General features: G+C 42.4%; 27 protein-coding genes. 13 read left to right on the plus strand and 14 right to left on the minus strand.

Annotated features, from left to right (window positions below; translation table 11 throughout):
* The first annotated feature begins 129 nt into the window (after positions 1 to 129).
* The 3 genes from VJY63_RS02960 (at position 130) to VJY63_RS02970 (ending at position 3,475) form a co-directional block, all read left to right on the plus strand.
* Entirely contained in the window at positions 130 to 615 is a 486-nt protein-coding gene (locus tag VJY63_RS02960; RefSeq protein WP_324048247.1) for a DUF3015 family protein, read from the plus strand.
* 74 nt (positions 616 to 689) lie between these two features.
* A complete protein-coding gene (locus tag VJY63_RS02965; protein WP_324048248.1) occupies positions 690 to 2,627 on the plus strand; it encodes a DUF4105 domain-containing protein in 1,938 nt (645 codons plus the stop codon).
* The gene (locus VJY63_RS02970; RefSeq protein WP_324048249.1) at positions 2,609 to 3,475 is read left to right on the plus strand and encodes an alpha/beta hydrolase; all 867 of its coding nucleotides are present in this window, start codon (positions 2,609 to 2,611) and stop codon (positions 3,473 to 3,475) included. The genes VJY63_RS02965 and VJY63_RS02970 overlap by 19 nt, the downstream gene beginning before the upstream one ends.
* 59 nt (positions 3,476 to 3,534) lie before the next feature.
* On the opposite strand, the gene VJY63_RS02975 is transcribed toward VJY63_RS02970, so the two are convergent.
* Complete coding sequence (locus VJY63_RS02975) at positions 3,535 to 4,065, minus strand: porin family protein (RefSeq protein WP_324048250.1); 531 nt, start codon at positions 4,063 to 4,065, stop codon at positions 3,535 to 3,537.
* A 198-nt stretch (positions 4,066 to 4,263) separates the two neighbouring features.
* Here VJY63_RS02975 and VJY63_RS02980 point away from each other — a divergent pair, with 198 nt between their 5' ends.
* Complete coding sequence (locus VJY63_RS02980) at positions 4,264 to 4,797, plus strand: porin family protein (protein WP_324048251.1); 534 nt, start codon at positions 4,264 to 4,266, stop codon at positions 4,795 to 4,797.
* Between the two features lie 112 nt (positions 4,798 to 4,909).
* Here the strand turns inward: VJY63_RS02980 and VJY63_RS02985 are convergent, their stop codons facing one another.
* The 6 genes from VJY63_RS02985 to VJY63_RS03010 are packed head-to-tail and all read right to left on the minus strand — an operon-like array spanning position 4,910 to position 10,869.
* Entirely contained in the window at positions 4,910 to 5,785 is an 876-nt protein-coding gene (locus VJY63_RS02985; protein WP_324048252.1) for a response regulator, read from the minus strand.
* A gap of 1 nt (position 5,786) precedes the next feature.
* Positions 5,787 to 6,143 (minus strand): hypothetical protein, encoded by a 357-nt coding sequence (locus VJY63_RS02990; RefSeq protein ID WP_324048253.1) that lies wholly within the window; start codon positions 6,141 to 6,143, stop codon positions 5,787 to 5,789.
* A 10-nt stretch (positions 6,144 to 6,153) separates the two neighbouring features.
* Positions 6,154 to 7,572 (minus strand): HAMP domain-containing sensor histidine kinase, encoded by a 1,419-nt coding sequence (locus VJY63_RS02995; protein ID WP_324048254.1) that lies wholly within the window; start codon positions 7,570 to 7,572, stop codon positions 6,154 to 6,156.
* Between the two features lie 19 nt (positions 7,573 to 7,591).
* Positions 7,592 to 8,914, minus strand: a complete 1,323-nt coding sequence (argA, locus tag VJY63_RS03000; protein WP_324048255.1) for an amino-acid N-acetyltransferase — start codon at positions 8,912 to 8,914, stop codon at positions 7,592 to 7,594.
* Positions 8,907 to 10,169: an anion permease gene (locus tag VJY63_RS03005; RefSeq protein WP_324048256.1), complete on the minus strand. Its 1,263-nt coding sequence runs from the start codon at positions 10,167 to 10,169 to the stop codon at positions 8,907 to 8,909. The genes argA and VJY63_RS03005 overlap by 8 nt, the downstream gene beginning before the upstream one ends.
* A 19-nt stretch (positions 10,170 to 10,188) precedes the next feature.
* Positions 10,189 to 10,869 carry a TIGR00153 family protein gene (locus tag VJY63_RS03010; RefSeq protein WP_324048257.1) on the minus strand — a complete coding sequence of 227 codons (681 nt, stop codon included), beginning with the start codon at positions 10,867 to 10,869 and terminating at the stop codon, positions 10,189 to 10,191.
* 107 nt (positions 10,870 to 10,976) lie between these two features.
* Here VJY63_RS03010 and VJY63_RS03015 point away from each other — a divergent pair, with 107 nt between their 5' ends.
* Together VJY63_RS03015 and VJY63_RS03020 are read left to right on the plus strand one after the other, a co-directional pair.
* A complete protein-coding gene (locus VJY63_RS03015; protein ID WP_324048258.1) occupies positions 10,977 to 12,386 on the plus strand; it encodes a CYTH domain-containing protein in 1,410 nt (469 codons plus the stop codon).
* 297 nt (positions 12,387 to 12,683) lie between these two features.
* Entirely contained in the window at positions 12,684 to 13,691 is a 1,008-nt protein-coding gene (locus VJY63_RS03020; protein WP_324048259.1) for a hypothetical protein, read from the plus strand.
* A gap of 233 nt (positions 13,692 to 13,924) precedes the next feature.
* Here the strand turns inward: VJY63_RS03020 and VJY63_RS03025 are convergent, their stop codons facing one another.
* Positions 13,925 to 14,950: a porin gene (locus tag VJY63_RS03025; RefSeq protein WP_324048260.1), complete on the minus strand. Its 1,026-nt coding sequence runs from the start codon at positions 14,948 to 14,950 to the stop codon at positions 13,925 to 13,927.
* 336 nt (positions 14,951 to 15,286) lie between these two features.
* Between VJY63_RS03025 and VJY63_RS03030 the strand changes: the two genes are divergently transcribed.
* A complete protein-coding gene (locus tag VJY63_RS03030; RefSeq protein WP_324048261.1) occupies positions 15,287 to 15,595 on the plus strand; it encodes a Rieske (2Fe-2S) protein in 309 nt (102 codons plus the stop codon).
* Here VJY63_RS03030 and VJY63_RS03035 read toward each other — a convergent pair.
* Entirely contained in the window at positions 15,581 to 17,140 is a 1,560-nt protein-coding gene (locus VJY63_RS03035; protein WP_324048262.1) for a hypothetical protein, read from the minus strand. The genes VJY63_RS03030 and VJY63_RS03035 overlap by 15 nt on opposite strands.
* A gap of 39 nt (positions 17,141 to 17,179) precedes the next feature.
* Complete coding sequence (gene epmB / locus VJY63_RS03040; protein ID WP_324048263.1) at positions 17,180 to 18,193, minus strand: EF-P beta-lysylation protein EpmB; 1,014 nt, start codon at positions 18,191 to 18,193, stop codon at positions 17,180 to 17,182.
* Positions 18,194 to 18,250: 57 nt separating this feature from the next.
* Here epmB and efp point away from each other — a divergent pair, with 57 nt between their 5' ends.
* The 3 genes from efp to VJY63_RS03055 are packed head-to-tail and all read left to right on the plus strand — an operon-like array spanning position 18,251 to position 20,077.
* On the plus strand, positions 18,251 to 18,817 hold the full coding sequence (efp, locus tag VJY63_RS03045; RefSeq protein WP_324048264.1) for an elongation factor P: 567 nt from the start codon (positions 18,251 to 18,253) through the stop codon (positions 18,815 to 18,817).
* Positions 18,780 to 19,754: an EF-P lysine aminoacylase EpmA gene (epmA, locus tag VJY63_RS03050; RefSeq protein ID WP_324048265.1), complete on the plus strand. Its 975-nt coding sequence runs from the start codon at positions 18,780 to 18,782 to the stop codon at positions 19,752 to 19,754. The genes efp and epmA overlap by 38 nt, the downstream gene beginning before the upstream one ends.
* 44 nt (positions 19,755 to 19,798) lie before the next feature.
* Positions 19,799 to 20,077, plus strand: coding sequence for a YheU family protein (locus tag VJY63_RS03055; protein WP_324048266.1), 279 nt, complete (start codon positions 19,799 to 19,801; stop codon positions 20,075 to 20,077).
* Here VJY63_RS03055 and VJY63_RS03060 read toward each other — a convergent pair.
* The 3 genes from VJY63_RS03060 to prlC are packed head-to-tail and all read right to left on the minus strand — an operon-like array spanning position 20,040 to position 23,842.
* Positions 20,040 to 21,377, minus strand: coding sequence for an MATE family efflux transporter (locus VJY63_RS03060; protein ID WP_324048267.1), 1,338 nt, complete (start codon positions 21,375 to 21,377; stop codon positions 20,040 to 20,042). The two genes, VJY63_RS03055 and VJY63_RS03060, sit on opposite strands and share 38 nt — an antisense overlap.
* 2 nt (positions 21,378 to 21,379) lie before the next feature.
* Positions 21,380 to 21,769 (minus strand): DUF6858 family protein, encoded by a 390-nt coding sequence (locus VJY63_RS03065; RefSeq protein WP_324048268.1) that lies wholly within the window; start codon positions 21,767 to 21,769, stop codon positions 21,380 to 21,382.
* A gap of 24 nt (positions 21,770 to 21,793) precedes the next feature.
* A complete protein-coding gene (gene prlC / locus VJY63_RS03070; RefSeq protein ID WP_324048269.1) occupies positions 21,794 to 23,842 on the minus strand; it encodes an oligopeptidase A in 2,049 nt (682 codons plus the stop codon).
* Between the two features lie 148 nt (positions 23,843 to 23,990).
* Here prlC and VJY63_RS03075 point away from each other — a divergent pair, with 148 nt between their 5' ends.
* From VJY63_RS03075 to VJY63_RS03085, 3 genes are all read left to right on the plus strand, one after another.
* Positions 23,991 to 24,533, plus strand: coding sequence for a gamma carbonic anhydrase family protein (locus tag VJY63_RS03075; RefSeq protein WP_324048270.1), 543 nt, complete (start codon positions 23,991 to 23,993; stop codon positions 24,531 to 24,533).
* Positions 24,534 to 25,139 (plus strand): YjaG family protein, encoded by a 606-nt coding sequence (locus tag VJY63_RS03080; RefSeq protein WP_324048271.1) that lies wholly within the window; start codon positions 24,534 to 24,536, stop codon positions 25,137 to 25,139.
* Positions 25,140 to 25,248: 109 nt separating this feature from the next.
* The gene (locus VJY63_RS03085; RefSeq protein WP_324048272.1) at positions 25,249 to 25,662 is read left to right on the plus strand and encodes a flagellar basal body-associated FliL family protein; all 414 of its coding nucleotides are present in this window, start codon (positions 25,249 to 25,251) and stop codon (positions 25,660 to 25,662) included.
* Between the two features lie 83 nt (positions 25,663 to 25,745).
* Here VJY63_RS03085 and nadC read toward each other — a convergent pair whose 3' ends face one another.
* Positions 25,746 to 26,570, minus strand: a complete 825-nt coding sequence (gene nadC, locus VJY63_RS03090) for a carboxylating nicotinate-nucleotide diphosphorylase (protein WP_324048273.1) — start codon at positions 26,568 to 26,570, stop codon at positions 25,746 to 25,748.
* Positions 26,571 to 26,610: the final 40 nt, after the last annotated feature.

Genomic DNA, 26,610 nt, shown 5'->3' on the forward strand with positions numbered 1-26,610 from the left:
TTACTTGTAGCCGTAAAAAAACACTTGTAAGCAACGAGTTAGGTGTGGTCTAGTAGTTTTTCATCTGTAAAGGTGATAATAAGAAGTACAGGACTAACTACCTAAGTTTTGAAATTGAGGATGTTTATTATGAAAAAAATGCTTGCTGCTACCGCACTCGCTGTTGCACTACCTTTTGCTGCTGTTGCTAACGCTGCACCCACCGATGCTGGTTGTGGTCTTGGTAGTGTTTTGCTTGCTGATGCGCCAGACACTTTAGTAATGAACGTGTTAGGCGCAACCCTAAACATGACTTCTGGTAACCAAACTTTTGGTATGACCACTGGTACATTAAATTGCAGCACTGCTAATGGCGTTGTGGCATTACAAACGTTCATTAATGACAACCTAGATACGCTAGCAGTTGACGCTGCACGCGGTGAAGGTGAATCTTTAAACACTCTAGCCACAATTTGGGGCATGGATGACGCTGCTAAAGCATCTTTTGCTAAAGCAACGCAAGTAAACTTTGGTGAAGTGTTCTCTTCTGACAGCGTAACGGCCGAACAAGTTTTAGAAAACATGAATCGCGTTGTTTCTGAAGACCAAGCGTTAGCTGGTTACAAATTAAGCTAAGTTAACGGCTTAATTAATTATCAATAAGAGCTCTGCTGGTTTAATCACTAGCAGGGCTTTTTTAATGGATCGTCATGCCTTATTTAATGCCTAATTTCAAAGCATTCGTTTGCCTTCTATTATTAAGCTTTTTTTCGACGGCTTATGCTGTTGAAAAACCGACAAACAATTTAACACCCAACCTTGCAACGCTAAAAAAATTAAGCCAAAGCAACGCTTGGTGGCGATTGGTTCATTACAAGCAGCACACCTATGGTGTGCGTAGTCAAGTCGACCAAGCTGATTTTTTTCTGCACTCTTGGGGTTATAAAAGCCCATTAGAAGAATTAACTGCCACTTTTGAACAACTAAAAGCCTCTTTAAACAGCCCTACCTTATTAAGTCAAAATGAAGACCTGCGTTGCACCTATCCAGCAAGAGTTAACTGGCTGGCCAGAACCCTAGATTTAGACATTCCTAACCGAACCTGTACGGGTTTAGATAAATGGCTAGGTCAAGTGGATGCCGGTAGCCTGTCGATGATTTTTCCTTCGGCTTATATGAATAATGCTTCGTCTATGTTTGGGCATAGCTTTTTAAGAATAGAAGGCAGCGACCGCAGCGTTAAACCTGATTTGATTGCTCATGCGATTAACTTTGCTGCTGATGTTAGCGAAGCAGAAGGTGGCGTTTCTTATGCCGTAAAAGGTATGTTTGGGTTTTACCCAGGCTACTTTAGCTTGCAGCCTTATTATGAAAAGGTGGAGGAATACAATCATTTAGAGAACCGCGATATGTGGGAATACCCCATGAACTTAACAGACGCTGGTTTAGCGCGGGTTGTTTGGCATATGTGGGAACTAGAAAGGGTGCGTTTTGATTATTGGTTTTTTGATGAAAACTGCTCTTACCAGCTTTTGGCGCTGGTTTCTGTTGCTGAAGATCATTTGAATTTAACCGAAGGTTTTGATTTAAAAGCCCTTCCTGTTGACACGATAAGGGCTTTAGATAAAGCCAATTTAATCAGCAATCAAGCCAAGTATCGGCCCTCTTTTGCCACCCAATTAATTAGCATGAGCGAGCAGGCTAACCCTGCAGAATTAACGGCGGCTAAGCAGCTGGTGTTTGATTATCTGCCACCAAGTGAGTTGGAACTTGATACCACAGCTAACCCAGCCAAGGTGTATGAACTGGCTTACGAATGGCTTAACTTTCGTTTTAGGCATCAAGGCGTAACCCGCGATGAAGCCGCTAAACAATTGTATACGTTATTGGTAGCGCGTTCTAAAGTTAGCCAAAAATCAGGCTTAATACCATCAGCGACACCGGCTGTGTCACCGCATAAAGGCCATAAAACAGCGCAATTTGCAGTAAGCTTGGGTCAGCATAAAAAAACTAACTACTTACAACTATCGGCTAAGCCTTCTTACCACGGGCGTTACGATGCTTTAGACGGTTATTTGCCGAATGCAGAAATTAATTTGCTAGAATTAAAGCTGCGTTTTGATGAAGAAAGTAAAGACGTTACGCCTTGGCATTTGAATATTTTAGACGTGGGTAACTACTTACAAAGTTCACCTATTTTTTCGCTTGCTGCTTGGCGTTTAAAAGCCGAAGTGGGTAGAACCAACCCTTTAGTTAGCAGTAAAGACGATTGGCGAGGTCGCTTAGGTGGCGGTTATGGTCGTGCTTGGGGAAGCAGTGAAAACTTAATGGGTTTTTTAATGCTTGCCGGTGAACTAGAAGTTGGTCCTGCTGCTGGGCATTTAAAGTTAAATAAAAACAACCAAAATTGGGCGCTAGGTGCTGGTGTTACGGGCGGTTTTGTTTGGGAACCCGTTGCTAATTGGCGTACCGGTTTAGATGCTTCCTATCTAGGCTTTGCTACAGGTAATAAAGGCGCAATGTTAAAAACTGAAGCCACAGTGCAATGGAACTATCAAACCAATCAATCGTTACGCTTACAAGGTAAATGGGAAGAACGCCAAGACAGCAACGGGCAGGTAGATTTAGCATGGCTAAAATTCTTTTGAAATTATTGCTAGCATTATTAATACTTGGGCTGCTGCAAGGTTGTGGCAGTCTATTTTATTGGCCGGAAGAAGGTTTAAGAGGTACGCCAGACCAGCTGGGTTTTGAATACCAACCGGTTAATTTAACCACGGATAAGGGTTTGAAATTACACGGCTGGCATTTCCCTTCGCGTGCTAAACCTGAAGTTAAACCCAGAGGCTTAATTTATTACCTGCACGGTAATGCCGAAAATATCAGCACTCATTTTATGGGGATGACGTGGATAACTCATCATGGCTGGGAAGTGTTTATTTTAGACTATCGTGGCTATGGTATTTCAGAAGGTCGCCCAAGCATTGCTGGCGTGCATCACGATGCTTATATAGGCTTGAAGTGGGCTATCGACAGAGCGGCAGAGCAACAAATGCCTTTAGTGGTTTTAGGGCAAAGTATTGGTGCTGCAACAGCTGTTACCCTAGTTGCCAATGCTAGTCCAGCAGAACAAGCACAAGTGCAAGGCTTAATAATCGACAGTGCATTTTCGGGTTATCGCCGCATTGCTAGAGAAAAACTTAGTGGCAGCTGGTTAACTTGGGCTTTTCAATACCCGCTATCGTGGACTTTTACCGATCGCTACAGTCCAGAAAAAAACTTAGCTAAATTGCCTCAAGATTTACCACTATTAATTTTGCACAGTTGTGCTGACGACGTGATTCCCTGCTCCCATAGTCAGCGCCTTTACCAACAAATACCCGAACCAAAAACCTACTGGCAAGCCGAAGAAGGCAGGCATATACAAATGCTTAACCAGCTTAAATGGCGAAAAAAACTAATAATATGGCTGGAAGAAGAAACTAAAAAAACATGATGTATACAGTAAAAGGCTACCGAATACATTCAGTAGCCTTTACTTTTACTACTTGGGTATTAAAACTTTTTAGTAATACCAACCGTTAACGCATCTATATCAACGCCACCAGTACTTATATAGTTCATGTATTCAAAGTTTAAGCCAATACCTTGCAACAGTGCTAAATCAACACCTGCGCCAAAAGAGATATCTTTGTCTGATAATTTGTAATTAGCACCAGCAACAGAAGCTGTTAATTCGCCGTGTGTGATGCCGCCTATAATGTAGGGTGCAATGGATTTGTTGATAGGAAAAACGCCGCGTAAATAGCCACCAAACATATAGTCAAGTTCAATATCAGCATCAAGGTTGTTTATCGTTAATGTATCGTGACCTAACCCAACACCAAAGCGTACTTCACCAGCAAGGTTTCTATTGATAAAAACACCAAATCTGCCGACTAGCCCCGTTAAAGACGCATCATCACTCACGGTATCTTCTGAATAGTCTAAAAGTGCTAAGTTACCGCCAACATAGTTTCTTTGAGCTTGTGCTGTTCCAGTCAGTAATGCAGTAATTGCCAATGCCGCAAGTGATTTTTTAAGCATTTTCTTGTTCCATGTGTTATTAACTGATTCACTGTGTGATTTTAAATCAAGTTTTGAAATCTATCTTGTTTTGTCCGCTTATGCAAATATTTGCTTGATTGATTTTTGTTTATATAATATATTTTATGTTTTTTTAAATTATTGTTAATTCTAAAGTTTGTATGGTGTAATTTATATCTATCATTAGAAGGGAAAAAGATGAAGAAAATAATCACAGGTGTTTTTTTGGCATCAAGTTTAACGGCTAGCTCGCTAACGATGGCAGCACAATATGTTTATTTTGGCGCAGAAATAAACCAAACGACCTATAAACAAGAATCGACTTTAGAGCTAGATTCAACGATGGTCGCCTTTAAAGCAGGTAAAGCATTTAATCCTTATTTTTCTATAGAAGCACAAGCTGCTTTAGCAGTAAGCGATGGTAAAGATAAAGGATTTAAAGGCGGTGTGGATTCTCGTTTTTCATTACTTGCGGTTGGCTCTTATGCATTTAATGACAGGTCGCATATTTATGTTGCCGGTGGTATAAGCGCTATTAAAGCTAGTATAGATAATGGTATTAACAAAGTTAGTGATAATGGTGGTAGTTTGTCGTTATTATTGGGTGCTGAATATAAATTACAACCTAATCTAGGTATGAATTTATCAGTAGGTAGCTATTATTCTGACAGTGATGCTGGTGTTGATACTGACGTTATGGGTGTTGGTCTTGGTTTGCATTATTATTTATAGTTTTTAAGCATTGATTTTAAGTATGAATTTTTAAGTGCGTATTTTTAAATTAGGCTGCTCATTACTGTTGCAGCCTTTTTTAATAATGACTATTTAGCTTTAATTTATAGCTTTAACCTTCTAAACCTTCTTTTTTTGCTTCTTCTTTAAATCGTGATGCCTCTAAGCCATGCTTGTTTAATAACTTATAAAAGTCAGTTCTATTTCTTCCGGCTAATTCAGCCGCTTTGGTGACTTTGCCTTGGGCAATACGCAACACTTTAGTTAAATACGCTTTTTCAAATTCGGCACGGGCTTCGCTTAAATGCGGCAGGCTAGTGCTTTCATCAGTCAGCACTTGGTTAACTAAATCGGCGGTGATAATGGGCTGGCTAGTCAGTCCGGCACATTGTTCAATAACGCCTTGCAATTGACGCACGCTACCTGGCCAAGGTGTTTTAGCCAGTAACTCTAATGCTTCTGGCGCAAAGCCGTTGGCTTGGCTTTCAAGGCGATTAGCCGCTTCATTGAGTAATTGCTTTGCCATAAGTTGTACTAACAGCGGGCTGCGATTTAGTACATCGGGGTAATCTTTGTTATTTGACTGGCTAGAACGGTTAGTTTTCAGTTCGTCGATTAAAGCAAATAATTGATTCTTATCCACCGGCTTGGTTAAAAAACCCGCCACACCACGACGCGTGGCTTGTACAGCATCAGGAATCGTGCCGTGTGCGGTTAAAATAATCACAGGCAAGCCTGGGTAAAGTGTTTGTATTTCATCAAATAACGTCAGTCCGTCCATTTCGTCCATGCGTAAATCAGAAAGCACTAGGTCGGGCGTGTATTGCTTGAGTATATCCAGTGCTTCAGGGCCGCTTTCTGCGGTGGTTACTTCATGCCCAGCACTTTCTAAGCGTAAAGACAGCAGTTTAAGTAAGCTTAAATCATCATCAACTAACAAGAGTTGTGCTGGACTTTCACTTAATTTTGTTTCAGGAATTAGTTTCATTTTAATGATTACTCTGACGTTGTTTGCGTTCATGCAAGCTTTGTTCTATAGCAGTCAGGGCATCTAACTTGGCTTTTAGCTGATCGCGTTCAGTTTCAAGCTGCTGTATCTGTTTTTTAGCCAGATTAAGTTCTGCCGATAAAGCATCCTTGCCCTGCTGTAAATGTAGCCGCTTTTTTTCGCATTGCGTGTATTGGTTATTCGATGCCATAGACTGTTGATTATTGGCTTGGCTATTATTTTTCTCATTAGCTTGCTGTTTAATTGGGCCGTTATTCAGCGGTGTTACTATGCAACCGGTTAAGAGTGTAAGCAGTAAAGTATAAAGAAAAAAATGTTGGTATTTGGATACACGCATAACTATGTTCCTAAATTGGGTTGGTTGGCAATGCTAAATATGGCCATTCTAAACGAAAGACGGTTGCATCTTGATTCGATGTTAAAAGTACCAGCTTGCCACTGTGAGCTTTCATGCAATCTGCTGCAATCGACAGACCTAACCCGGATCCTTTAACTGCGCCTCTGCGCTTACCGCTACCTTGGTAAAACGGTTCAAATAAGCGTGCTTGTTCATTGACTGGAATGGGTGCTCCGGCATTTTCTACTTCTACCCATTGCCAGTTTTTTTCAATGCCTGCACGAATTTGAATGGCTTGGCTGGCATCGCCATAGTGCAGCGCATTGGTTAATAAGTTATCTAAGGTGCTGCGAAGCAAAGAAATATCGCCTTCTAATGCTAAGTCAGTGGAGGGTAAAGTCACGGGCTGTTGCCTTTGCTCAAGCAGCGGCTGCCAAGGTTCTAATAGGCGTTGCAATAGCTTATCTAGGTTGATCGGTGCAACTTCAAGCTGCTTTTTACCTTGCAGCAGGTTGTAATCCAACAGTTGCTCAATTAACTGCTGTAAGCGCCTGCTGTTTTGTTCTAACAAGCCGGTCACTTCTTTTTGAGAGGGTGTTAGGCTGCCCAATACTTCTTCGTGTAATAAATCACCGGCTTCACGAATACTGGCTAAAGGCGTTTTTAGTTCGTGCGAAATGTGCCTTAAAAATTGCGCTTTTTGTTGCTCAACTTCACTTAACTGCTCTTCTAGCCAATTTAAGCGGATGTCTAATTGTATCAATTCAGCCGGGCCTTCTTGTAATTGTTTGGTCTTATTGTTGTTGTTGGGGTTTGCTAAAGAGCTGATACGTTTTTGTAGGTAGTCAATGGGGCGCAACAGCCGCCAAGTAAAGAAAATAACCAATAATAACGACAAACTCAGCAACATTAAAAACTGCCAAACCAGTTGTTTTTGTAGGCTTAACAATTGCTGCTGCATGGCTTGTAGGCGTTGGTCTACGCTGTTTTGAGTTTGACTGGTTAAAGCATCGGTCAGGTCGGTAAGGCTGGCAATGTATTCAATATCGGCAAGGCTTTGTGGTTGTTGCTCGGCTAACAATGCTTCTAATGATGCCTGTGCTGGCGTAATAGGAAAGAGTAAATAAGGCTGTTTAACTTGGGCTTTAAAGTCGTTGAATTGGCTTTCTAGCAGTGCTAATAGCGACGGTTCGTCTACGATAAGGTATTGGCGACTGGTGCGCTCCATATCTAACGCTAGGGTTTGCAAGGATTGTGAACGGCGTGTAAAAGCCACCGCTTCACGCGCATTTAATCCCGCTTGGGTAGACAGTTCATGGTAGGCGCTGGCGGCTTGAAATACCAGTAGTACTAAGGGCAAAACAACACCCATAAAGCCTAATAATACCAGTTGCATTAGGGATAAATTAGCAGGGCGTAGTAGTTTCATTTTTTTTACTTATAGAAGGTTAGAGCTTCTTACAAAATACCTGCGAATTACGTTGCCAGTTGTAAATCGCTTGGCGGGCTGCTGGCAGTTGATCGACTGGGGCAGGCATAAAATCCCTTTCTAAAAACCAATGTGCGGTGTGGGTTGTCAGCACAAACAAGGTTTCTATACCTGCGGCTAACGCTTGTTTTTCAATGCGGTTCAGCAGGTTGTCTCCCCTTTGGCTATGGCGGTATTCAGGGTTAACAACAACACAGGCTAATTCAGCTTGGCGTTGATCGGGGTAAGGGTAAAGCGCAGCACAAGCAATGATACTGCCATCTAGGTCGATAACCGTAAAACGCTCTATTTCTGCTTCTAATAACTCGCGTGAACGCCTGACTAAAATACCGGCTTCTTCTAGTGGGCGCAGCAGGGCTAATAGACCACCCACGTCTTCAATTTTAGCTTGGCGCAATGTTTCATAACGCAGTTGAGTAATTAATGTGCCATCACCATCGCGGGTAAATAGCTCTTGTAACAGCGCACCGCTGCGTTTATAGCTTAATAAATGTGTTCTTGGCACACCTTTGCGGCTGGCATTACAAGCGGCTTGTAGGTGCCTTTTTAGCAACGGCTGGTCGTTTAAGCCTTCTAATGCTAATAGTGCTTCGGCATCTTGGGGGCTTAAATCACGAATTAGCTGACCTTGGGCATTTTTTAAACCTTCAGCTTCACCAAATAAAATTAACTTTTCAGCGTTTAATTGTGTCGCCACTGCGGTGGCAATTTCTTCAGCATCTAAATCAAACGCTTCCCCTGTAGGCGAATAACCCAAAGGTGGCAGCAGCACTAACATCCCTTGATCGAGTAAGGCTTGAATGCTTTTAACCTGTACTTTGCGAACTTCACCACAAAAGTGCATATCTACACCGGCTCTAACACCTAAAGGACGGGCAGTAATTAAATTACCGCTCATCACTTTTAAGCCAGCACCGTGCATGGGAGAGTTGGCTAAGCCCATCGACAGGCGTGCTTCTAATTCAGCACGTAAACTGCCGACACAAGCCAAGACAGCCGGTAGGCGTTGTTTATCAACCAGTAAACGGCCTTGGTGCTCTTGCCAAACAAGGCCGCGATTATCTAATTCTTCACGGGCTTGGGTACGCACGCCGTAAGTAATGACAAGGCGTACACCTAAAGAGTTGAGTAGCGCTATGTCGGTGATTAACTCCCGCAGCCCCGTTGCGCGTAATGCCTCACCATCAAGGTGAATAACAAAAGTACGCCCGCGATGGGCGTTAATGTAAGGCGAGGCATTACGAAACCAGTTAACGTGCTGGTCTAAATTGAGCTTAACCAAAGGATGCCTTTAGGGTAAAGAAGATGATAATTGACAAAATAGCACCCGCTGGGAGTGTTACCAGCCAAGAAGCAAAAATACTGCTTACTACGCGCATATTAATAGCCGCTAGGCCACGCGCTAGTCCAACACCTAACACAGCGCCCACTAGGGTGTGAGTGGTTGAAATAGGCATACCTATGCCAGAAGCCAGCACCACAGTAGCAGCGGTAGCCAAAGTAGCAGCAAAGCCGCGGCTAGGCGTAAGTTCGGTAATGTTAGTACCCACAGTGGCAATAACGCGGTGACCATACATAACCAAACCCACCACTATACCGCCACCACCAATTAGCAGTACCCAAGAAGGGGTGTTAACCTTGTCTAACACTTCACCACCGGCTTGAATAACACCAATAATGGCAGCCACAGGGCCTATAGCATTGGCAACATCGTTAGAACCGTGTGCAAAAGCCATAGCGCAGGCGGTAAACACCATTAACAGCGCAAAAACTTTTTCAACATTTTTAATTTGTAAGCGGCTGTTAGTGGTATCACCTTGAATGCGCTTTTCCATAAAAATACCCAGCATAGCTAATAACAAACCAGCAATGACTGAGTAAAGCATGGCCTCGTTATTGCTTATATCTAAACCTAGGTGTTTAAAACCCTTGGTGAAGGTAACCGCAGCAACAATAAAACCCACAATAAAGGTATAAAAAGGCACGTATTTTTTAGCAGAAAGAAAAGGATTGTCGGATTCAAAAATAAGCTTTTGCATACTTTTAAACAGTAAAAAACCCATTAACCCAGCCATAAGCGGCGAAGTTACCCAACTGCTAGCAATTACCAGTACACCCATCCATTGCACGGCATCTACCGAAATACCCACCGCAGCAAAACCAACAATGGCGCCGACTATTGAGTGAGTGGTAGACACTGGCCAACCTTTGTAACTAGCAATTAACAGCCAAATACCCGCTGCCAATAACGAAGCCAACATACCGTAAACCAAAAGCTCTGGGTTATCGGCAAAGCTGCTGGTATCCACTATGCCTTTACGAATGGTTGAAGTAACTTCACCACCGGCCAGCCAAGCACCGGCAAATTCAAAAATAATTGCAATAACAATGGCTTGTTTAATGGTAATGGCTTTAGAGCCAACCGAAGTACCCATAGCATTAGCAACATCATTAGCACCAATGCCCCAAGCCATAAAAAAACCAAACAAGCAGGCTAAAAGTAAGAAGGTATTGCCGTGTTCAAGAATAATAGACATAAAAAACCTTAAAGCTGGATTAACGAGCCATCATAATTTGCAAACGACCACCCACACGTTGAGCGCGATCGGCTAAATCACCTACCCAATCAATTACCTTGTAAAGGAAAATGACATCTACGGGTGGCCACTCTTTTTCTAAATCAAACAATTGTGCGCGTACTTGAATTTCTAGCTCATCGGTATCTTGCTCAAGCTGATCCAGTGTTTTAATCATTTGGTTAAGCAGTTCGGTTACTTGACGACCAAAGCCAGAACTTAATAGTTTGTCAATTTCGTTAATGGTGCGCTGTGCTTGCTCGACTGCTAGCACACCGCTGTTAATAAAATTGAGCATGGGTTGCGCCATTGATACTGGAATTTGCATCCTACGTCCCAGCATTAATCCTGCAATGTCTTTGGCTTTGTTAGCAATCTTATCTTGCTGAGCAACCAGTTCTAATAAGTCACTACGAGAAACTGGCATAAACATACTATTAGGCAAGCCCAGACGAATTTCACGCTTTAAGTCATCCGCCTCTTGCTCTAATTTGCTGATACGCTTACGCAGCACTTTGGCTTCTTCCCAATCATTAGCTAAAGCTGCCATCATAAAAGGTTGCAGCAGTTGCGTAGCGATGTAGGTTTTATCTATATGCTCTTGCAGTGGGCCAAAAGGGGAGCGCCCGAACAACTTAGAAAGGGGGTTATTGGGTGTCATACTCAGTACCTTAAATTAGGAATTGAAATGCAACTGCTGGGCATTATAAAAGTTGCCCTAGCTTAATGTCACAGTCTTTTAACATAAATAGGGAGTAAGCGGCACTTATGGCTAAAGAAATAGAGTTAAAACTACTGATTAGGCAGGCTGATTTTAAGCAATTAGAGGCACTAATGCTGCAATATCAAGCTAAACCGCAAGGCGTTAAGCGCCTAGAAAATACCTATTTTGATACCCCTGATTTGCATCTAAACCAAGCCAAAGCAGCGTTGCGCCTAAGATTTAATGCCAAAAACTGGGTACAAACGCTAAAAACCAGCGGTACAAATTTGGGTGCATTAAGCGAAAGAGGCGAATGGGAAATGCCGGTATCAGAAGGAAAATTAGATTTAGCATTATTTCCTGAAGGCGTATTAAGTCCTGACTGGAAAAATGAGCTTACGGCCCAATTTAACACTAATTTTACGCGCAAAACTTGGTTGTTAACCGATATGCATAGCGAAATAGAGTTAGCGGCTGATATGGGTGAAGTGCTATTACCTAATAAAATAGGGCAAGCGCAAGTCGCTAAAGATGTGATTTGTGAACTAGAGCTAGAGTTGAAAAAAGGTGATACAGCTGACTTGTTTAAACTGGCTAATCAATTAGCAGCGCACTTAATCGTTCATCCAGGTGTGCTGAGTAAAGCTGAACGCGGTTTAAGATTATTAAGAGGGACGACTGCGGTTGAAAAACCACATTTATGTAGTTTAAACAGCAACATTGTTAGTTTTGCTGATTTAAGTCATTTAGCAGGACAAGAACTTAATCGCTGGATACTGGCACATGAAAATTTTGCGTTTAATGCTAATGAAAATGAGTTACTGCAAGCACACCGTGCATTATTACGTTTATATGCTTTGTTAGTACTGGCACAACGCTTGTGTACTGCAGCTAAGCTGTATCCAGCTATAAAAGCAGTTAAAATTTTAATTGAAACTTTTTTACCTTGGGTAGAAAGTTGCTGGCAAGACCGTGCTTTACAAAGGTTAGCATTAGATAATTTTGATGCTGAATGGCGTTCAACGCAATTAGGTTATGCAGCACGGCGCAGCGAATATCGCCGCTTATGGCATAAAAATTGGGTGGGTCAAGCCAGTTTACTGCTGGTTGAAAGCTTGTTCAGCAATCAGCATCAGCAAGCCTGTACGCAGCAAAATAAAGCTGAACAAGTGCTGCAAGATTCGATTGCTAAACTCGGTTTGCCGCAACAGCCAATGGATGCTGAGACTTGGTTAAAGCGCTACCCTTCTTTGGTTAGAGTCGAGTTATTGTTGCAGCAGGCAAAACCAGCCGACCAACACAATCAGCAATTAATGAAGCAAATGCAAGCGGCGATAGAAGTTCTTAATGGCTATGAACAATTATTAAGGTTGCAGTATTTAACCGAAGGCGTTAAAAAAATAGTGATTACTGAGCGTCATGCACTTTTATTACAATTAGGCAGAATGGCGCAAGCCTTGTGGATAGAAAATTAGCCTAAGAGAAATAACTATAAAATACATATTTTTAATGGTTTCTTCTGTTTTTTGTTAACATATGAAGAAAAATCCACTAAGTAAGATTTTTTTTGGGTTAAGTAAGTGATATGTCTCAATTTTTTTAGAAGCTAAAGATTATTATACTTTAGTCTATGGTCGACCTTGCTGGTGATTGACAAGGTATAAAAAAGCATGAGAGTCTGCACCACAGCGGCGAAGGAAACCAGAAACCGCACCCTGAACCTAATAATATTGTAGTTTTTGAACTAATAAAAAATAAAAGGTAATTACACCATGAAACTGCGTCATAAAATTGCAGGCACTCTTGCTCTACCTCTAGCCCTAGCTATCGCTTCTACTGCAAACGCTGCAACAGTTTTTGATGATGAAAAACAAACCCTAAAAATTGGTGGTTTTGTAGCGGCACAAGCGGTTTGGGAAATGCCAGATGCTGGTGACCCTAACTATGTTATGGACTTAGGTACTACGCGTTTAAACATTGCTTATACCAAAAAAACCTCTGCGGGTGATATTACTGTTCTGTATGAAAATGACTGGAACGATGCAACTAAGGCAGCTGGTGCTTACCGTTTACGTCACGCTGCAATTATGTATGACGGTTGGGTTGCAGGTCAGACTTGGTCTTTCTTTGCCAACTTGAATGGTTTGGGTGAAACCCTAGACGCTAACGGTAATGCGATTACTTCTTCTTGGGCAAACCGTAATGCGGTACTCGGTAAGAACATTAGCCTAGGCGACGATATGTCGGTAGGTATTGCACTAGAAGATGGTAAGGCTGGTGGTAATACTGGTAACGCAACAGGTAATGCTAGCCCTGCACCTGATTTAACTGCTAACTTTAAAGCTAAGGTCGGTGGTGTAGGCTTGTTTGCAGCAGCTCAGTACTACCAAGTTGATGATGCAACTGATCCTAAAAAATCTGAAGGTAAAGTACGCTTTACAGCCAGTGCGGCAGTGCCTTTAGGTGATGCAGCTACTATTAAAGCAGCTTTTACTTCTGATCAAGATAAGCACGACGCTGTTTCTGTATCTGGTCAGTTTAAAATTAGCGACCAAGTTCGTACTAACCTAGTAGTAGAGCAGTACATGGATGATGGCGATGATAAAGACTACACTCAGGTTTGGGCTAACATTATTTACCGTATGCCTGTTGGCCTAGAGTGGGGTGCAGAAGTTCATATGGTTAGTGGTGATGATTTTGCCAAAGCAGCAGCTCCTTATGGTGGTGCCGAAGTTGATGGCGATATGACTTTCCGTCTACAAGCTCGTTACGCTTTCTAATATTGGTTTAAACCAATAGTTTTAGAGCGTTAGTAATAAACCCCCTGCCTTGCAAAAGGCGGGGGTTTTATTTTGTCTAATATTTGTCTAGCTTCAGCTCATCAAAATCTCAACCGTGTTTATTCGTGTAATCCGTGGCTTTGCTTTTAATAAATGTCAGGCATAAAAAAACCGACCCTTTGAGGTCGGTTTTGTTTAGTTATTAGCTATAAAGCTAATGAACTAAGTGGGGTTTACCACTTGTAAGCAGCACCAACAGTTACAATAGATAGGTCGCCTACATCAGATACTTTGTCGTTACCAACAGCTACTTCACCGTAGGTTACAAAGTTTTTAGCCATTTTGTAGTTAACACCTAGACCAAAGTCAACACCGGTATCTACATCGTTATCCATAAAAGAAACTAATGCGTAAACATCACCAGCGCCGTAGTTTACAGAACCGGTTAGGTTAGCAACCATGTAATCACCGCTGTTTTCTAGTACAAGGCCAGCACCAAAAGCGTCGGTTGCGTAGTTAACACTGGCAGCAATGATTGGATCAAAATCACCATTTGCCTGTGCTGCTGCTGGGTTACCATCTTCATTGTTTTGGTCAAACGCTAAACCAAAGCTTAATTCTTCATTTAAAGAATAGGTAGCTGCTGCTTGGATGTTCCAAACTTCATCGCCTGTGCCTGACGTTAGCTTTGATGCTGCTGGAGTACCTGTACCTGTACCATAGGCTGAGTCATCAGAAGCATAATGCTTAATACCTAGACCAAACTTAAAGCCAGAAATATCATTGGTTTCATAAGCAATTGCTGTACCGCGAGAGTTAACATCACCGCCATCAAGTGAACGGTAGCCAGCGTTTTCCATAATGTCAGCTTGTTCAGTAACCATAGTGTAGGTAATTGAATCAAAGTTACCGGCTTTAACCGAACCAAAGTCACCTTTAACACCTAGGTAAGAGTTACGTACTGTCCACTCGCCACCATCGGCTGCATTTGCTTTAACGTTGTTTTGAACACCTGGATTAAAACGGAATTCAAAGTTAGTGAAAGCCGTTAGGCCGTTGTCTAGTTTGGTATCGCCAGCAAAACCTAAACGTGAACCTTGGTTTTGAATGTTGTTTTCGCCATCAAAGTTTTGTAGTTCTAACTGAACTTTACCGTAGCTAGAAAAAGAACCTGTTTCTGATTCATAAAGTTTTACTGCAGCGTTAGCAGAAGTTGCCGTTAGTGCAGCGATGGATGCAGCGATCAATGTCTTTTTCATTTAGTATGTTTCCTGTTCATGTGTGGAATTTTTTAGTTAATGTACACAACTCGTTAATTTTAGAACGAGAAGTCCAAAACCTTTTACTGTATAACAATAATAACTATTTCGAGATTTTGCAAGACTGATTTGGTTGAATGCTCAAGTGATTAAACTACTATCAGTATTATTTATGGTGTATTCATGGTTATACAAAATTATTTGCTAAAAGTTAAAAATAAGCTGTAAAACCAATGCTAGTATAAATAATTTTACCTAATTGTATTTTACCCATGTAAAGTTGCACTTTTAAGACAAAACTAAGTTTTTAGAAATAAACAGCTAGAGGTTAAAAAAATGCAGTGGATTGAAGTGTGTAAAGATGAAGCACTAGAGGAAGGCACATTTATCATCGTAGAAAATGATGAGGGTGATGAAATCTTAGTTGCGCGTGCTGAGGGCGAATTATTGGCAGTCACCAATGCTTGCTCACACGATGGCCGCGGTTTTGAAGGTGGCTGCATTGAAGCAGGCTTGTTGATTTGTCCACGTCATGGTTCACGCTTTTGTTTACGCAGCGGTAAGGTATTAACCCCACCTGCTTACGCAGACATAGATATTTTTAAAGTGAAAAGTGAAGCAGGCATTATTTTAGTGGAGGTCTAATCCTTCTGGTTCTAAGGGTTCTAACCTAAAGTGATTAAATTCACCGGGGCTACTGATAAGCTCGATTAACTTAGCTTCTGCTACACCTTGGCTATAACTGATCTCAACTTTCTGTCCTTCACGAAAGGATAACAACGGGGCTATAAGGCCTGCGGCTATACCTAATACTTGCAGTTCAGGTATTAAAAAACCGGGCATAAAATCTTTAGGTTCACCTATTTTTATAATGGGTTTTACGGCGCAAGGCTGCATTCGCCCGCCAAGCCGTTCTACACCTAGCTGCTGACCTTCTTTAACTTCTCTAACCCATCGAATTAAACCCGCTTGCCAAGGCTCGTTGGTCTGTTCTTTAAAAGCCACTAACTCGCCCGTTTTTAGTTTGTTGTTTGCTTCGCCAGACCAAAGTAAGCAATAACCCGTAGCGCTAGCATTAATTTGTGTTAGTAAATGTATAGGGTGGCGTTTGTTCAGTTCTTTTTCTAATGAAGTGTTTAAGTCAGCCTCTGCGGGTGCTGGGTCGTTACGATGAGTGATAAGTGTCGATAAAGTGCGCCGGTTGTTCATGTGGAAGTGTGCGCTGCGTAAGCCAAGTACCAATGTTATGGGTTTATTAGTGTCTATGCGTGTGGTGATGCGTTTAGAGATTTCACCTAAACACGCTGCTAGGTGCTGAATAAGTTGCTTACTTAGTGCGCTTTTAGCCAGTGTTTCGACCAGTGTATCTGCCAACATTCGCGTGTCTAACGCTAAACCTCTATTTTTAGCACTGGCGCTTAGTGTTGTTGTATTCGCGTCGTTTAAACAAGCCCGTTGAGGGCGGTAGTTATTGTCTGCAGTTATTACAAATAGGCGGTGAGGATGGTTATAAGCGAGTCGATTAATTAACCGACTCCACTCGCCTAGCAGTGGATAAACTTGGTTTATTTCGTCTTTACGCAAGTTTTCTGCTTGGATTAACCCTAATAGTACGGCTTGAAAGTAAATCTGTTCGCAGTTTAAAGGTGCTGTTTCTTTTAAATTTTTGTGTTGTAAGCGGCTTTGACAAGCAAGGTTGTAAAGCAAATTAAGTTCTGACCAGCTAGTTTTGGGTGCGTTAATGCTTAGTAAACAAGCCCTTAAAATAATAGCGCTGCTGTTTTCGAGTGCAGCAAACAAGGCTTGTAGTAAACTACGTGCCAAAATAGGTGGCTGTAGTTGATCCCTTAGTTTAAGTAAATCATTGACAACACGCTTATAACCTTGTGCCATTTTATGCTGTAAGTTTTGAGCTTGGTCGCCTTCATTTTGTAAATGGCTGTTTCTGTCCAAGGCTTGTGTTGCTTTGGTAACAGCCGGTTGCAGCAAATTCAACCATTCTAAACGGCGTAAAGGTAATAGTTTAAGTTGATTGAATTCGCTTAATAGGTCGTTTAATTTTTGACTGCAAATACTTGGATGACTTAAAGGCAGCGTGTTAAGCCAGTTTTCTAAAGCATCCAGCTTTAAAGTACAACCATTAAGTTGATCGCGGTTTAGTTCAGGAAGATCAAAAAGTAACAAGCTCATGGTGCGTTCAATTCTCTTTAGTTTTGTTGCCAACCTTGGCTACCACCCTAATGGTGTTTTGGCGGGTTTGTCTGGGTATTCACGCACTAATTTAGGGACTAAAAAACCGGGTAAAATGGCTAGTAATTCTGCATAAATTTGCCGTGCTTGTTGATCGTCCACTGAAAAATGCGATGCCCCAGCGACTGGATCAAATGCGTGTAAATAGTAAGGCATGATGCCGTGTGTAAATAACGCTTCTGACAATTCAGCAAGAATACTAGCTTGATTGTTGATGTTATGTAATAGCACGTTTTGGTTATAAAGTAATATATTAGCCTCTTTAAGACGCTGCACGGCTTGAATAAGTTCCGAACCTATTTCTTGTGGATGGTTGATGTGCAGCACCATAATGACTTTTAGGCGTGTGCTGGTTGCCCAGTTTAAAAATTCTGAATTAATGCGTGAGGGTATGACTACGGGTAAGCGGGTATGAAGGCGTAGTCGGCTAAGCTGTGGCAGGGTTTCTAACTGTTGCACTTGGGCGGCTAAGCGTGAATCGGGTGTTGCCAGTGGATCACCGCCTGAAAAAATCACTTCATTGACGCTGGGGTGTTGTTGTAAATAGTTTAAGATGGCGGGCATTTTGCTAGTGCTTAGGCTGTTGTCTGCATAAGGAAAATGCCTGCGAAAGCAGTAGCGGCAGTTAATCGCGCAAGCTCCGCTAGTGGTTAGTAATACACGCGATTTATACTTGTGAATTAACCCAGGTAACGGATTGTAGTCTTGCTCTTGCAGCGGGTCGGTAACAAAACCTTGCGTTGTTAAGCTTTCTGCACCCAGTGGTAGCACTTGTAGCAGTAGTGGATCATGTGGATTACCCTTTTGCATTAGGTCGATAAACGGCTGTGGTACTAAGGTTTTGAATAGCTTGTGTCCGGCTTCTAAGCCTGCTAAACCACCAGGTAGGTCGGCTGGATTTATTTCAAGTTGGCGGCAAAGCGCTAAAGGATCGCGGATAGCGTTTTTTAGTCGCTCGACCCAGTGGTGAGTTTCTGTGGTATTGGGTATCATAAGTAACCGGCTTTTAGTGTTTTTTCTATCTTAATTATTTACTAGAGATCTGATTTTATGGCGAATTACGCAACGAACGAATTTAAAGGTGGCCTCAAGTTTATGTTAGATGGTGACCCTTGTTCAATGATGGATATTGAGCATATTAAGCCCGGCAAAGGTCAGGCTTTTACGCGGGTGAAATACCGCAATCTAAACTCTGGACGTGTGGGTGAGAAAACCTTTAAGTCGGGTGATAGCGTTGAAGGTGCTGATGTTGTTGATACTGACATGGAATATTTGTACACCGATGGTGAGTTTTGGCATTTTATGAAAACCGATGGCTCTTATGAGCAGTTGGGTGCCGATGCACGTGCTTTGGGTGATACTAGCAAGTGGTTGAAAGAACAGGAAGTGTACCTTGTTACCTTGTATAACGGTGCGCCAATTACCATTACGCCCCCTAATTTTATTGTTTTGCCTGTTGTTGAAACCGATCCAGGTTTAAAAGGTGACACCGCACAAGGTGGTTCTAAGCCAGCCATTCTTCCTACCGGCGCTTCGGTGCGTGTACCTTTATTTGTGAATGAAGGTGATTTATTAAAAATTGATACGCGCACTGGTGAGTATGTCAGCCGCGCTTAATACCCTGCTTAGAAAACGTGCCGAGCTTTTAGTCATAGCTCGGCTGTTTTTTGCAACACGCGGTGTGTTAGAAGTGAATACGCCCGTACTCGCCCCTGCCGGTTCTACCGACCCGTTGCTTGATTCGTTTACTACTCAGCTAAACGGTGGTTCTGCTCCTTCGCAATACCTGTACTTACAAACCTCACCTGAATTTTACATGAAACGTTTGTTAGCAGCGGGTAGCGGCGCTATTTATCAGTTAGTGCCGTGCTTTCGCAATGGTGAACTAAGCCAGCGTCATAATCCTGAGTTTTTAATGCTGGAATGGTATCGCCCCGCGTGGACTTTGGCAGAATTAGAAACCGAATGTTGTGCTTTGGTGGATGATTTATTAGGCGCTGCACCTTATACGCGGTTAACTTATAAGCAAGCGTTTATTGATTTTGTGGGGCTAGATCCTTTTGCTGCTTCGCAAGAAAATTTGCGCCAAGCTTGCGTGGCTTGCTCTGGTATAGCTGCTGAACAGCTAGACCGTGACGGCTGTTTAGATTTATTGCTAAGTCACAAATTAGAGCCTGCACTCAAAAACTTAGGGCGAGTTATTGTGTATGAATTCCCTGCTAGCCAAGCGGCTTTAGCAAAGATTCATCAAGATAAATCGGGCAATAAAGTGGCTAGCCGTTTTGAGTTATATGTGGACGGTTTAGAGCTGGCTAACGCTTATGAAGAATTAACCGCTGCGACCGAGCAAGCAGCGCGTTTTGCAGCAGATAACCAGCAACGCCTTGCTTTGGGTAAGCCTGAAGTTGTGGTTGATGTTAAGTTGCTAAAAGCCTTGCAACAGGGTTTACCTGAATGCAGCGGTATTGCTTTGGGCTTTGACCGCTTAATTATGTTGGCGTGTGGTGCGGCTTCATTAGACGATGTACAAACGTTTAGCGCCTATCGTTGGTAAGTTCAGCGTTGGTAAGTTCAGCGTTGGTAAAAAGAAGGATTGTTATGAATTCACCCATGTATCAACGCTTTGTGGAAATTCCTGCTTCTTTGTTGCAGGCAGAAACCTTAGGCGCTTTGCTAGAAGTATTTGTGACTCGCCAAGGTTATGACACCACCACCGAAGAAGGCATTCACAACTGGACAGACCAAGTAAAAAACCAGTTAGCCAAGGGTGATTTGGTTATTTTGCACGATATAGAAACCGAAACCACCGAAGTTATGACGCTACAACAAGCCAAGAGTTTTATGAAGGGGTTGGATGCTTTAAACGAAGATATCTAAGTCCCTGTTGGTACATTTGCCAAGCCACTAAGCCTGCCAGTAAATTCCCCACCAAAGCCCCTGTAAATAAGCTGTTAATGCCCCCTAAATAAGCACCTGCCCATAAAAAGGGTAGGTAGCAGGCAAATAACCGTAAAATAGAAATTATTAGCGCTCTAACTGGCATTCCTAGTGCGTTGCTGACGGAAACCATAAGAATGCACACGCCTAGGCCAGTGTAACTAATGGGTAGTTTTAGTAAATAGTCCATCACTAGCATTGAAACTTTTGGATTGCTGGTTAGTTGTTGAGTCAGTGGTTGACTTAGTGCCAACCAAATCAGCGCAACAGCCAACTGCCAAACGAGCGTAAAACCTACGGCTAAACGAATTAGCATTTCTACTGATGCCCAGTCTTTAGCCCCCGCAAAACGCCCTAATAAAGGTGGTAAAGACATGGTTAACGCTAGCACTATTACAATTGAGAAAAGCTCTAAACGTGCGCCTAAACCCCAAGCTGCAACGGCAGCAATGCCAAAATTTGCCACTAAACCTGTGGCTAATAACGCTGCGATTGCTGGCATAAGTTGGCTAAGCGCTGCAGGACCTGCCATAGCAAACAGGCCACGTATTTCGGTTAGGCGATTAAGCTGAGTAAAATTTAAGCTAATTAAGTTTTTTTTCCATAAACGTGGGAAGGTAAAAATACCACCCACGGCAAAAGCTGCCACGGTTGCCCAAGCTGCACCGTTTAAACCCCAGCCAAAAGTGAAGATAAACAGTGGGTCTAAAATTAAGTTAAGGCTGCTAACCAAAACCATCATTAAGCCGGTAAAACGTGCATCACCATTGGCACGGTGTTGGCTGTAACCTAAATAAACCACAGCGCCCAGCCAAGCACTTAATAACCAAGGCAGCCAAAAGCTTTCTATTAGTGGTTTTAGGCTTAGGTCGACACCTAAAAAGTCTAAAATTAAATGCCTTGCAAACCAAACAATTAAGCTAAGTAGCGCTAATAAACCACTACCAATCACTAAAATTAAACCACCTTGTTGCTTGGCTTGTTGTTGATGCCCAGCGCCTAATGTGCGTGAGATAATGGCAGTAGTGGCGATGCCTAAACCAATTTGCAGGCCAATAATAATTTGTTGTACTGGCAGGGTAAAACCTAAAGCCGCTAGCGGATCAACACCTAAAATGGCTATCCAAGCGGCATCAACCAGTTGGTAGCTCATTAAAGCCAATACCCCAAAGAGCATTGGCCAAGTCATTTGGTAAAGGGTTTTACCTAAACCGTTTTCTTTTATTTGCTGGGTATTCATGCTTACTTTTTAAGTTCGCTTATCCATTCCAGCATGGTTTGGTGCATGGCTGGGTTGGGCGCTTCTAAAAAGACGATGGTGAAACGGTCTTCTAGTTCTGTAATACCAATAGAGCGAGGGCGTGGACCAAGTGCTAGTGGATTGGGGATTTTAATACCAAAGCAAAAAATAATGTGCTTAGCCGCGCTAATGTTGGCTGCAATTTCGCCTTCAGGCAAAGTGTTGGTATGAGCGTAATGATCAAATTCAGCAATTTTTACGGCAATTGGATTGCTTTCAATTTTATCGCTGAAGAACTTTAAAAAATCATCCACACTTTTGAATGGCGTGTCAGTTTTTAAAATATCTATATGGTGAGTGGGGTACTTATCCATAAAGTTTGTAAATTGCATATTGAGTTCCTGTTCGTTAAAAAATTAAGCGGCAGTAATGCCAGCGTGCCGCAGCAATGCATCAATGTTGGGTTCACGGCCTCGAAATCGGATAAATAAATCCATTGCATCTTCTGAGCCACCTTTTTCTAAAATGCTTTGGCAAAAGCGTAGACCTGTTTTTTGGTTAAAAGTGCCTTCTTCTTCAAAAGCACTAAAGGCATCGGCTGATAAAACTTCTGCCCATTTGTAACTGTAATAACCCGCCGCATAACCACCAGCAAAAATGTGTGAAAAACTATTTTGGAAGCGGTTAAATTCAGCCGTAGGTACAACGCTGACGGCTTGGCGCACTTCATCTAATAAGGCTTGAATGGCTTGGGCGTTAGGTTGTTTAAGTTCTAAATGCAGGCGAAAATCAAATAACGCTAATTCTAGCTGGCGTACCATTTGCATGGCGGATTGAAAGTTCTTTGCTGCTAGCATTTTTTCAAACAGCGCTTCGGGCAAAGGCTCGCCCGTTTCGACGTGCTTGGCAAACAAGTCTAGCCCTTCCCTTTCCCAACAGAAGTTTTCCATAAATTGGCTGGGTAGCTCTACTGCATCCCAAGCAACACCGTTAATACCTGAAACATCAGCTAGTTCAACTTGGGTTAGAATATGGTGTAAGCCGTGCCCAAATTCGTGAAATAAAGTAGTGACTTCGTTATGCGTTAACAGGCTGGGTTGATCGCCAACAGGTGGTGTGAAATTGCAGGTTAAATAAGCAACGGGCAATTGAATTTCGCCACTAGCCGTGCGGCGGCGGTTGCGGCAAACATCCATCCACGCACCACCACGCTTGCCTTCACGCGCGAATAAATCTAAATAAAAACCGGCTAACGGTTGACCATTACGCAGCACTTGATAGTAGTGAGCATCTTTGTGCCAAGTGGTGATGCTGGCATTGTGTTTAAATTCGACATTAAATAGCTTGCTGATAACGTCAAACAATCCAGCAGTGACTTTATCTGCTGAAAACCACGGGCGTAGTGTTTCTTGGCTAAGGTTGTAACGTGCCAGACGCAGCTTTTCGGAATAATAACCCACGTCCCAAGCTTTTAAGTTACTCACACCTTGTTGCTGAGCAAATGCTGTTAATTCTGCAAACTCTTGTTGTGCTTGCGGATAGGCTTTGGTGGCTAAATTATTTAAAAATGCCAAAACTTCGTCAGGGTTGCGTGCCATTTTACGTTCAACAGAAAGGTGTGCATAGGATTCAAAACCTAGCAGCTGCGCTTTTTCTGTTTTAAGTGCCAAAATTTCTTCCATTAATGGGGCGTTGTCAAAAGTAGTATTGGCTGCTTGATCTGAAGCACGGGTAACAAAGGCGGTATAGACTTCTTGGCGTAATTCACGGTTGTCAGCGTAGGTCATGACTGGTTGAAAGCTAGGGAAGTCTAAGGTAAACAAGTAGCCAGTTAGGTCTTTGGCTTTAGCCGCTGCTTTAGCCGATGCTTTAGCGGTTTCTGGTAAACCAGCTAGCTGGCTTTCATCCGTCACTAACTTTGTCCAAGCTTGAGTGGCATCTAAGGTGTGGTTAGAAAACTGATTACTTAATTCTGAAAGGCGTTGTTGAATTTGTGCAAAGCGCTGTTTTTTGGTTTCAGGTAAATCCACGCCACTTAAACGAAAATCCCTAAGCGCATTGCTGAGCATTTTTTGTTGCGCTGGATTTAATTGAGCTTCTTTATTATTAGCAAGGGCTTGGTAGGCTTTAAATAATTCAGGGTTTTGGTTAAACCAAGTGGCGTATTCTGAAAGCTTAGGCAAGCACGCTTGGTAAGCTTTGCGTAGTTCTGGGCTGTTTTTTACGCTGTTTAAATGGCTAACCGGCGACCAACTGCTGGATAAGCAGTCATCGGCTTCTTCAAGTGGCGTAATTAACTGCTGCCAAGTTAGGTTACTACTGGCTTGCGCTGCTTTAAGCGTGGTTTCTACGGTGGCTTTGTTTTTTGCTAATAAAGTTGTTAGCGCTGCGGTAACGTGCTCGGGCTGAATTTTATCAAAAGGCGGTAAATCAGTGATATTCAGTAAAGGATTGCTGACGCTCATAAAAAACTCCATAGAAAAAGACTGGCGAATCAAAATATATGAGGGCTAAGGATAGGGGTTTCAACTGACAAAAACTTGTTAGGGCGTTAAGCTTGCCTTATTGTTTGGTTTATAGATTGGTTTATTAAAATTTTAGGAAGTGCTGTTAATGACAATAAGAACGTATCAGGGTTTTACGCCCAAATTAGCTGCGGGTGTGTTTGTTGACCCCACTGCTGTTGTGTTGGGTGATGTGGAATTGGGCGAAAATGTGTCTGTTTGGCCGATGGTGGTTATACGTGGTGATATGAATGCGATTCGTATTGGCAAAGCAACTAGCGTGCAAGACGGTGCTGTGCTGCACATTACCCATGCGAGTGATTATAACCCTGATGGCTTTGCGCTAATTATTGGTGAGGAAGTAACCATTGGCCATCAGGCCATACTACACGGCTGTACGCTGGGTAATCGTGTTTTAGTAGGCATGGGCGCGATTGTAATGGACGGCGTTGTTGTTGAAGATGAGGTGATTATTGCGGCTGGTGCTTTGGTGCCACCTAACAAGAAATTGCGTACTGGTTACGTTTATGCCGGTAATCCAGCGCGTGAATTACGCGAAATTACTGAAAAAGAGCGGCGTTTCTTTAGTTATTCCGCCGCTAATTATGTTGCCTTACAAGCCAAGCATCGCGCTGAAGGCTGGGAAGCTTAAATGACTGAGATTAAACCGTTATCTTTTAACCAGCAGTTACGTGCGTTAAGCCCTTGGCAGCAGTTAGCTTTTATTACTGCTTTGGCGCAGCGCAGCAGTGTGAATTACCAGCTGTTTTGTGAAGCTGTTGACTTTGGTGAAGCCGGTGCTTTAAATAAATTATTGGGTTTGTTGTGGGAAAGCCAGTTAACCAAAGAAGCAAAAATTAACTGGGCAGTACAACAAGAAAAGTTACCTGAGTTACAACCAGACCCTGATGCTTATGATATGTATGGTGTTTACCCTGCGTTAGATGCAGCGATGGCTGTTGAGTTGGCCATCGAGCAAGCATTACAAACTGATGAAGAAAATGCCATTCGTGCTAGTAAATTATCACGCTCGACTGTACGGCAGTTTTTGGTAAAACAATTGCCAGAAGATTTTGACGAGCAACATGAAAGCACTTGGTTAAGAAGCCAGCCGCTGATGGATGATGAAAATGCATTTCAAGATGAGCTGTTAGTGCAGGTCACTTCAGCGAATATACCGCATCCGTTATTAATTCGTCAGTTACGTGAATTAGCGAATAATCAAGGCGCTAGTAATTTGGGTATTAGTTTGGATTAATACTTTACAGCTTCTATACAGTTTTTACGTCAGAGTTGAGCTAGTCTTGGTGATCTTTTACCCATAAACTTGCTGTGGTTAGTAAGTTAAGTATTTTAGGGAGTTAATTATGCGTTTTAGTGCCTTTTTAGTCGTTCTGGCTCTAATGTTGTTTACAACACTTTCAGTAACAGCCGCCGCTGAAGAAGAAGTAACTTTATCAAACACTTATTATGTTCCATTAACACCGGGTTTTGTGACTAATTATGGTGGTCCTGGGCGTTTAAAATATGTCAGAATTGATATGACATTAATGGTTGAAGGTTTAGAGTCTCAGGCAGTCCTTGAGCAGCAATTACCTTTGGTGCGTAATACAGTTGTGCTAATTTTAACACGGCAAAATGAGAATAATGTGGTCACGCCTAATGGTCAAGAGCGTATTCGCCAACAATTATTACAAGCATTAAACGAAGCCTTGACGCGTGAAGTCGGGCAACCCTTGTTAGCTGAAGTATTGTTTACTAATTTCATCTATCAGAATTAATTAAATACTGTGGTAACGTATTTAAAAAGGTTTAACTTGTTTAGTGCTTTAATTAGCCTAGTCAAGTTAAACCATTTTTTTGTTTATTTAATGATTCGCATCGACAAATCTAAGCTTTTGATGTCTTTGGTTAGAATACCCAGCGAAATATAATTCACGCCTGTTTCTGCCATAGCTACTAGGTTGCGCTTATTAATACCACCACTGGCTTCTAGTTTTGCCTTGCCTGCGGTTTGCAGCACTGCTTTGTATGTGTCTTCAATTGAAAACTCATCAAGCATTATCCAATCGGCACCAGCAGCTAAGGCTTGTGCTAGCTCGTCAAAAGTTTCTACTTCCACCTCTACTGATTTACCCGCTGCTAGCTTGTGAGCTGCTGCTACTGCTTTGGCAATGCTGCCTGCGGCGGCTATGTGGTTTTCTTTGATTAAAAATGCATCGTATAACCCCATGCGATGATTAAAACAGCCACCACAAGTAACCGCGTATTTTTGGGCAAGGCGTAAACCTGGCAAGGTTTTTCGTGTATCTAATAAGCGCACTTGAGTGTGAGCCACTAGGTCAGCATACTCACGGCAACGGGTGGCGATGGCAGACAGTGTTTGTACAAAATTAAGTGCAGTACGTTCACCACTTAACAGCGCACGGGCTGGGCCTTCAAGTTTAAACAGGGTTTGTCCGGCCAACACTCTTTCGCCTTCTTTAGCCAATAAAGACACCAGTACACGTGAATCTAGCTGCTTAAATACTTCTTTAACCCAAGCGCCGCCGCTAAATACGCCATCTTCACGCGTAATAATGCGGGCTTGGCTTAACGTTTTGGCAGGAATCAGTTGTGCGGTAATATCACCGCTACCAATATCTTCTGCTAAGGCTTGTTGTACCTGTAAAGTGATGTAGTTTTTCATAATGGCTCCGCAAGTTTTTTAATTGCTAGCAAATTTTAAA

It is taken from the genome of Marinospirillum sp. (assembly GCF_035271045.1).
GTDB lineage: Bacteria > Pseudomonadota > Gammaproteobacteria > Pseudomonadales > Halomonadaceae > Marinospirillum.

Excerpts from the sequence above, each read along its gene's own strand:
- VJY63_RS03005 (WP_324048256.1), bottom strand. The coding sequence starts at position 10,169 with ATGTCTATTATTCTTGAACACGGCAATACCTTCTTACTTTTAGCCTGC.
- VJY63_RS03030 (WP_324048261.1), top strand. The coding sequence starts at position 15,287 with ATGCAGTGGATTGAAGTGTGTAAAGATGAAGCACTAGAGGAAGGCACA.
- VJY63_RS02980 (WP_324048251.1), top strand. The coding sequence starts at position 4,264 with ATGAAGAAAATAATCACAGGTGTTTTTTTGGCATCAAGTTTAACGGCT.
- VJY63_RS03065 (WP_324048268.1), bottom strand. The coding sequence starts at position 21,769 with ATGCAATTTACAAACTTTATGGATAAGTACCCCACTCACCATATAGAT.
- epmB (WP_324048263.1), bottom strand. The coding sequence starts at position 18,193 with ATGATACCCAATACCACAGAAACTCACCACTGGGTCGAGCGACTAAAA.
- VJY63_RS03080 (WP_324048271.1), top strand. The coding sequence starts at position 24,534 with ATGACTGAGATTAAACCGTTATCTTTTAACCAGCAGTTACGTGCGTTA.
- VJY63_RS02965 (WP_324048248.1), top strand. The coding sequence starts at position 690 with ATGCCTTATTTAATGCCTAATTTCAAAGCATTCGTTTGCCTTCTATTA.
- VJY63_RS03010 (WP_324048257.1), bottom strand. The coding sequence starts at position 10,869 with ATGACACCCAATAACCCCCTTTCTAAGTTGTTCGGGCGCTCCCCTTTT.
- VJY63_RS03060 (WP_324048267.1), bottom strand. The coding sequence starts at position 21,377 with ATGAATACCCAGCAAATAAAAGAAAACGGTTTAGGTAAAACCCTTTAC.
- VJY63_RS03025 (WP_324048260.1), bottom strand. The coding sequence starts at position 14,950 with ATGAAAAAGACATTGATCGCTGCATCCATCGCTGCACTAACGGCAACT.
- VJY63_RS03055 (WP_324048266.1), top strand. The coding sequence starts at position 19,799 with ATGAATTCACCCATGTATCAACGCTTTGTGGAAATTCCTGCTTCTTTG.
- nadC (WP_324048273.1), bottom strand. The coding sequence starts at position 26,570 with ATGAAAAACTACATCACTTTACAGGTACAACAAGCCTTAGCAGAAGAT.
- VJY63_RS02975 (WP_324048250.1), bottom strand. The coding sequence starts at position 4,065 with ATGCTTAAAAAATCACTTGCGGCATTGGCAATTACTGCATTACTGACT.
- VJY63_RS02990 (WP_324048253.1), bottom strand. The coding sequence starts at position 6,143 with ATGCGTGTATCCAAATACCAACATTTTTTTCTTTATACTTTACTGCTT.
- VJY63_RS02985 (WP_324048252.1), bottom strand. The coding sequence starts at position 5,785 with ATGAAACTAATTCCTGAAACAAAATTAAGTGAAAGTCCAGCACAACTC.
- efp (WP_324048264.1), top strand. The coding sequence starts at position 18,251 with ATGGCGAATTACGCAACGAACGAATTTAAAGGTGGCCTCAAGTTTATG.
- VJY63_RS03085 (WP_324048272.1), top strand. The coding sequence starts at position 25,249 with ATGCGTTTTAGTGCCTTTTTAGTCGTTCTGGCTCTAATGTTGTTTACA.
- prlC (WP_324048269.1), bottom strand. The coding sequence starts at position 23,842 with ATGAGCGTCAGCAATCCTTTACTGAATATCACTGATTTACCGCCTTTT.
- VJY63_RS03020 (WP_324048259.1), top strand. The coding sequence starts at position 12,684 with ATGAAACTGCGTCATAAAATTGCAGGCACTCTTGCTCTACCTCTAGCC.
- VJY63_RS03035 (WP_324048262.1), bottom strand. The coding sequence starts at position 17,140 with ATGAGCTTGTTACTTTTTGATCTTCCTGAACTAAACCGCGATCAACTT.
- VJY63_RS02960 (WP_324048247.1), top strand. The coding sequence starts at position 130 with ATGAAAAAAATGCTTGCTGCTACCGCACTCGCTGTTGCACTACCTTTT.
- VJY63_RS02995 (WP_324048254.1), bottom strand. The coding sequence starts at position 7,572 with ATGAAACTACTACGCCCTGCTAATTTATCCCTAATGCAACTGGTATTA.
- VJY63_RS03075 (WP_324048270.1), top strand. The coding sequence starts at position 23,991 with ATGACAATAAGAACGTATCAGGGTTTTACGCCCAAATTAGCTGCGGGT.
- VJY63_RS03015 (WP_324048258.1), top strand. The coding sequence starts at position 10,977 with ATGGCTAAAGAAATAGAGTTAAAACTACTGATTAGGCAGGCTGATTTT.
- VJY63_RS02970 (WP_324048249.1), top strand. The coding sequence starts at position 2,609 with ATGGCTAAAATTCTTTTGAAATTATTGCTAGCATTATTAATACTTGGG.